Below are 5,994 nucleotides of genomic sequence, written 5' to 3'. Positions count from 1 at the left end.
ATGCGGAGGTTCCCTCCGCATATGTTTCAGTCAAGACAGGGTTTTGGATTGAAAATTTATTGATTCTTTTCCTTACTCCTTACTCCTTACTTCCTACTCCCCCAATGTCCCTACCCCGCATCATCAGTACCATCGTAGCGATCGCTGTAGCTTTATGTATGTTATTGCTAGGTAGCTGGTACTTTACGATCGGGATGTGTATTATTGTCTATCTAGGTCAGAGTGAGTACTTTAAACTCGTCCGCGCCAAAGGCATCGAACCAGCCAGCAGAATTACCTTAGTTGTCAGTCAAATATTGCTAATTGTGGGGGCAATTGGCTCTGGAATCGACGATGCGCTGTTTCCTGTCGCAGGTACCCTAATTTGCTTTTACCTGCTATTCCTGCCCAAAATCGCCTCAATTGCCGATATTTCTACATCCTTATTCGGACTCTTCTATGGCGGTTACTTACCCAGCTACTGGATTAGGTTGCGGGTGGGCTTCGATCCGAAGACTGCACATACCTTTCCATTTGATACCAATTGGGCGGGATTACTCGCCACGTTAGATGTAAGCACTCTGCCGCCTGCGTTTACAATTACGTTGCTGTCATTTATGTGCATTATGGTGACAGATATCGGAGCGTTTTTATTTGGCAAATGGCTCGGACGCACGCGGTTATCAGAAATCAGCCCTAAAAAAACGGTCGAGGGAGCAATCTGTGGAATTATGAGCAGTATCGGCATGGGGATGGGTGGTGCGTGGGTGCTGCACTGGCATCACTGGTATATCGGTGGTATTGCTTTGGGAAGCCTGATTGGGATGACGAGTATGTTGGGCGATTTAACAGAATCGGTAATGAAGCGAGATGCTGGGGTTAAAGATTCGGGCGACTTAATTCCCGGACATGGTGGTATGCTCGATCGCACCGATAGTTATATTTTTACCGCACCGCTGGTTTACTATTTTGTGAAGTTAGTATTACCACGGATTTAACTATTCGGTCGCCCATTCACAACTCTACCTTGCATCACTTAGTAGTTCGCTCCATTTCTCCACCAAAAACTACTGCAACATCATAACCAATCCTGATGGTAAACAGTTGAGCTAACGGATTTTTGCCCTTTAATTTCAACGCTGATTCTACACCACTCGGATCGATACCGTATTCACCAGTTTCCGCATCAATAACAATCATCTGACCGATATTTTCTTCGCATTCGACTTCTTGACGAATGCCAAGCTCGTAAAACTGCTTTGCTCTAGCAGCAACTTCTTCCATCGTCCAAAAAATAGCTTGCATCGTGTGACTCCTATTTAATTACCGTTTCAATGTGATAAATATTGAATTACTCTTCATTCCACAATCGTTCTAATTGAGATTGCCAAGCCGTGGTCATCTCATTGCGGACATCTTCAGTCGCGCCGAGATCGCCCATGACACCTTCAGCATAAAACCGATTGAGTGTTTGCATTGTTTGTTCGAGCGTATCCCCGCGTTGCTTGGCAATACTGACGATCGCTTTAACCTGTTTGGTGGCAAAATCTTGGAAGGCGCGATCGATACCCACTCGTTTGAGATCGATACAACGATCGATCGCCGTAGTAAAATCTTCAGTAGTTAGTCCGGCTACGCTATGCTGCCACACGCCCCAAAGTACGCCCCGATCTAGGGCATAACGGGTCTCTAAGGTGGCATCAAAGTTAGCAGATAGGAATTCTTCAACAAAGGTCATTGCCTCGGCGGCGGGGGCAATTGGCACTAACATTCGCACCCACGATTGTTGGGCTGAAAGAATAACCAACAGCCGATAATCGGGTGTATCGATTTGATATGAATCGCCATCGACAATTTTGAGAGCATTACCAAAACGGTTGGTAAGCAATGAGCTAATATCTGCTGAATTCACTGGGTAAAGGGGTAAAGGGTAAGGGGGAAGGGGAAAGTTGTAGGTTGGGTAGCGGATGCGCGCTCGCCTTTGTTTTCCGACGGTTTAGCGCACCAAGCAAAACAAAGCAAAACCCAACATCCTCATCAATCGCGCGTGTGGATGTTGGGTTTCACTATCCAACCTACAGATTTATATTCACTATCCACTATCCACTAATTCAATGTTGCTCCTCTTCTTGATACTCAACCTGCTTGACAGTTTGAGGAATCTCGACTTTTTGAGGATCGGGGATATTGAGTTTTTGAGGTTGGTATGCTGGAGATTTAATATCTTCACCCCACATATCATCGTCAAGTAGCAGGAGATCTTCTTCCTCTGCTATGACTGGTTTTGCTGGTGCGGGAATTGCCGTATAGGCGACATCCTCATAAACTTTGGCAGTACGCGGCTGTTCGCGACTGGGTTCGTTCCAGTTTTCGCCCTCATCGTCATCATCGTAATAGAGAGGTTGTTCTGCTTGCATCCGTCGCGGGGGGAGCGGTGCGGCTTCAACTTCTTGCCATTGTTCCTCTTCTTCTTCCTCTTCCCAAACGGGTTGAGCGATTGGGGGTGCGGCGCGGACTATCTGCTGTGGGGGAGCTAGCGGAACGCCAGCGGGTAATTGATTTTCAGGACGAATGACGGCGGGACGATAGCTGTATTCGTCTTCCCAGGGGGCTTTACCGAGTCCGATCCGTTCGAGGAAACCGACGGAAAGCTGTTCGAGGCGTTCTTCACAGCCTTCAAATACCATCAACCGATTTGGCCCACTACTGACGACTTCATCGATCGAGAATTCATAAGTACTGATTACATTATCAGGAATTAACGGAATCCCAAAGCTGGCGATAATAATTGATGTTAATTTACCATCATCGCAGCTAAATTTAAAGCCCCGCACTTTGCCTAGCATATCGCCAGTTTCGGTAATGACTTCGCAGTTAATTAGGTTAGTATAATTCTCAGGGTCGAGATCTTCGATCGCATCATCATTGGGTACGAGAATTACATCGCCCATTTTTTCGATCGAAGACAGAAACATATATTTTACCAGTCCGCCTGGAGCCGCCAGCCATCCATCGCGCAAACCCATCGCGACTACTTCACGACTGTCGATATCGACGAGCAGCTCTTTGACAATTCCCAGCCGTTTGCCTGTATCTTTGGCAATAACTTGAGTGTCGATCAGATCGGAGCGTTGACGAATCAGTTCGGATGTCATATTAGCAGATTTGAATGCTGAGTACGGGGTGCAGACAGGTGGAGATCGAATTACAATTACTATTTTATGCCGCCCCCTGCTCTCTTCTATTGTACGGGTTTCTCTACCACAATTATCGATCCATAACCTCAAAAGGCTGCTGCACTGATGGCAATTGCGATCGAATATAATTTGACAGGGCGCGGTTGGGCTGAGTGTATTGTAGAAATTGACGATCGACAGGCTCATCTAACAGCGTCGTATTTGTCGGATGCTTTAGCCGATTTGCTCTATGCCGTTGAATGCGTGGTGAGAGGAATTGACGATGCAACAGCATTATTTATTGAGGAACCTGGCGAGTATCGATGGCGATTGCGGCGCGTATCATCAGATAGATTATGGGTGCAGATTATCGAGTTTGATGAGCCTTGGAAACATCGTCCGGATGAAGAGGGCAAGTTAATTTTAGATGTAGAATGTCGGTTACGATCGTTTGCAGGTGCGATCCTCTCGGCATCACAACAAGTTTTGGCAACGCATGGATGCGATGGTTATCGAGAACTGTGGGTCAATCGTGATTTTCCGATCGAGTTACAAGCTAAACTCAAAGCATCGCTCGCTCGAAATAGGCGGCTCTCAACTTTCAACTAACTTAATTCTCAACTCCCTACCTCCAACTCAATGGCAATTGAAGAATCTAGAAACATCGACATCGCCCCATTTATCGATCATTCGCTGCTCGGTCATGCTACTCCCGCGATGGTAGAGCAGTGGTGTCAAGAAGCCGATAGATATGGATTTGCGGCGGTATGTGTCAACCCCTGTTATGTGCGCCAAGTTACTGCTTTATTGCATCAAAAAAGCCCCAAAATTTGCACGGTAATTGGTTTCCCGACAGGTGCGACAACGACTGCCAGCAAGCTCTATGAGGCGCAGGAAGCAATGGAAAATGGTGCCCAGGAGTTGGATGTCGTTATTAATATTGGCTGGCTCAAAGCTGGCAAAATTGACGATGTGCATCGCGAAATTGCTGAAATCTGCGAGACGACAGGGCAAACAGTTAAAGCAATTCTGGAAATGTCGCTACTCACCCCACCAGAGCGAGAAATTGCCGCCCAAATCTGTATGGATGCAGGTGCGGGAATATTGAAAACTGGGACGGGTTGGTGTGGTGCTGTCACGGTGGAGGATGTGCGATTTCTCAAGGGTCTGACTAAGGATCGAATCGGCATCAAAGCAGCGGGTGGCATCCGCACACATCAACAGGCTGTAGAATTAATTCTGGCTGGAGCTACTAGGCTCGGTACTTCTTGGGGCATAGATCTGCTCAAACAACGCGAACGCGATTCAAAAGCAGAGGAGTAGGGAATAGGGGATAGTGGATAGCTTGCACTGAGCGACAGCCGAAGTGTGGATAGTTTACCTACTTAACGTGAGTTCGGGATAAGGAAAATCGATCTGCTCCGTTCAAACACCGCCCTGAACTACAAGTTCGGGCTAATAGCTCAAGTTCGTTGAAACGAACTGCCAAATTTTTTAGTTCGTTTCAACGAACTTATGCTATTAGCCCCTGCTTGGTGCGCTTCCTTGCGCGGGGAACCCGCGCGGAGCGCATCCGCAAATTCATTTGAGGGCGGTTCCGAAACGAAGCCAATAGTCATCGCTCGGAAACCCCAATCCCGAACTCACGTTACTTGATAAGTAGCTGGGCTTAATTAAATATAAAATGCCAAGTGTAAATACAACATTGCTGCTGTTGGGTTTCGCGTTGCTCTCAACCCAACCTACATGGGTTTGATATTTAATTACGCCTACCTACTTATCTGAAGAATTACCGACTAATTTACCTCGCAATTGCTTAATTCGATCGCGTAATGTTGCGGCTTTTTCAAACTCTAACGCCTTTGCTGCTACTTTCATTTCGGCTTCTAATTGCACGATCGCATCGGGAATTTGTTCTAGGGTTAATTCATCGACATGCTCGATCACTGTTTCTAATTGTTGAGCATTCAAGCGGCGAGAGAGATCGAGGAATTGCAGGATCGAGTTATTACCTGTTTTGACGATCGAGTAGGGCGTGATATTATTTACTTTATTATGTGCTGATTGAATCCCCCGTCTTCGGTCGGTTTCATCGATCGCCGCAATCATACTATCGGTCATTTTATCAGCATATAAAATCGCTTGTCCGCGAATATGTCGCGCCGCTCGTCCGATTGTTTGAATTAGCGAGCGAGTCGAACGCAAGAATCCCTCTTTATCAGCATCGAGAATCGCCACTAAAGATACTTCTGGTAAATCCAAACCTTCGCGTAATAAGTTAACCCCAATCAATACATCAAACTCGCCATTGCGGAGACCCTGGATAATTTCAATTCGTTCGATCGATTGGATTTCTGAATGGAGATATTTTACCCGCACACTCCGTTCGTGAAAATATTCAGTCAGATCTTCCGCCATCCGTTTGGTGAGCGTCGTAATCAATACGCGTTCTTCTCGCTTGACTCGATCGCGAATTTCACCGAGTAAATCGTCTACTTGTCCCTCAGTCGGACGGACGAATATTTCTGGATCGATTACCCCCGTCGGACGGATGATCTGTTGAGCGATCCGATCTTCTGAGAGTTCCATTTCCCAGGTGCCAGGGGTTGCTGAAACAAAAATACATTGATTCACCTTCTCCCAGAACTCATCCGCCTTTAGAGGGCGATTATCAGCCGCACTGGGCAATCGAAAACCGTGATCGATCAAGACTGTTTTCGATTGCCATTATACATGCCCCGAATTTGCGGGACGGTAACGTGAGACTCATCAACGACAAGTAACCAATCATCATCAAAATAATCCAATAAACATTCAGGCGGATCGCCAGCATTTCGTC

The 5,994-nt window shown here is 46.6% G+C and carries 6 protein-coding genes and 1 pseudogene; 3 read left to right on the top strand and 4 right to left on the bottom strand.

Going from position 1 to position 5,994, the window contains the following annotated elements:
- Nucleotides 1-104 precede the first annotated feature (104 nt).
- Entirely contained in the window at nucleotides 105-977 is an 873-nt protein-coding gene (locus tag Q0R35_RS05435) for a phosphatidate cytidylyltransferase (protein WP_295615075.1), read from the top strand.
- Between the two features lie 34 nt (nucleotides 978-1,011).
- On the opposite strand, the gene Q0R35_RS05430 is transcribed toward Q0R35_RS05435, so the two are convergent.
- From Q0R35_RS05430 to Q0R35_RS05420, 3 genes are all read right to left on the bottom strand, one after another.
- On the bottom strand, nucleotides 1,012-1,284 hold the full coding sequence (locus Q0R35_RS05430; protein ID WP_295615074.1) for a hypothetical protein: 273 nt from the start codon (nucleotides 1,282-1,284) through the stop codon (nucleotides 1,012-1,014).
- A 46-nt stretch (nucleotides 1,285-1,330) separates the two neighbouring features.
- Nucleotides 1,331-1,891 carry a hypothetical protein gene (locus Q0R35_RS05425; protein WP_295615073.1) on the bottom strand — a complete coding sequence of 187 codons (561 nt, stop codon included), beginning with the start codon at nucleotides 1,889-1,891 and terminating at the stop codon, nucleotides 1,331-1,333.
- 199 nt (nucleotides 1,892-2,090) lie between these two features.
- Entirely contained in the window at nucleotides 2,091-3,134 is a 1,044-nt protein-coding gene (locus Q0R35_RS05420) for a PRC-barrel domain-containing protein (RefSeq protein WP_295615072.1), read from the bottom strand.
- Between the two features lie 147 nt (nucleotides 3,135-3,281).
- Here Q0R35_RS05420 and Q0R35_RS05415 point away from each other — a divergent pair, with 147 nt between their 5' ends.
- On the top strand, nucleotides 3,282-3,764 hold the full coding sequence (locus Q0R35_RS05415; RefSeq protein WP_295615071.1) for a hypothetical protein: 483 nt from the start codon (nucleotides 3,282-3,284) through the stop codon (nucleotides 3,762-3,764).
- A 30-nt stretch (nucleotides 3,765-3,794) separates the two neighbouring features.
- Complete coding sequence (gene deoC, locus Q0R35_RS05410) at nucleotides 3,795-4,478, top strand: deoxyribose-phosphate aldolase (protein ID WP_295615070.1); 684 nt, start codon at nucleotides 3,795-3,797, stop codon at nucleotides 4,476-4,478.
- A 450-nt stretch (nucleotides 4,479-4,928) separates the two neighbouring features.
- Here deoC and Q0R35_RS05405 read toward each other — a convergent pair.
- Nucleotides 4,929-5,994 (bottom strand): annotated as a pseudogene (locus Q0R35_RS05405) (helicase-related protein); the annotation flags it as partial.

Source organism: Chamaesiphon sp. GL140_3_metabinner_50 (genome assembly GCF_025361915.1).
Classification (GTDB): Bacteria; Cyanobacteriota; Cyanobacteriia; order Cyanobacteriales; family Chamaesiphonaceae; genus Chamaesiphon.
Note: the sequence above shows the minus strand (reverse complement) of the source record. Positions and strands in the feature narration are given on the sequence as shown.

Coding starts and splice junctions, on each gene's coding strand:
- deoC (WP_295615070.1), top strand. CDS start 3,795: ATGGCAATTGAAGAATCTAGAAACATCGACATCGCCCCATTTATCGAT.
- Q0R35_RS05435 (WP_295615075.1), top strand. CDS start 105: ATGTCCCTACCCCGCATCATCAGTACCATCGTAGCGATCGCTGTAGCT.
- Q0R35_RS05415 (WP_295615071.1), top strand. CDS start 3,282: ATGGCAATTGCGATCGAATATAATTTGACAGGGCGCGGTTGGGCTGAG.
- Q0R35_RS05420 (WP_295615072.1), bottom strand. CDS start 3,134: ATGACATCCGAACTGATTCGTCAACGCTCCGATCTGATCGACACTCAA.
- Q0R35_RS05430 (WP_295615074.1), bottom strand. CDS start 1,284: ATGCAAGCTATTTTTTGGACGATGGAAGAAGTTGCTGCTAGAGCAAAG.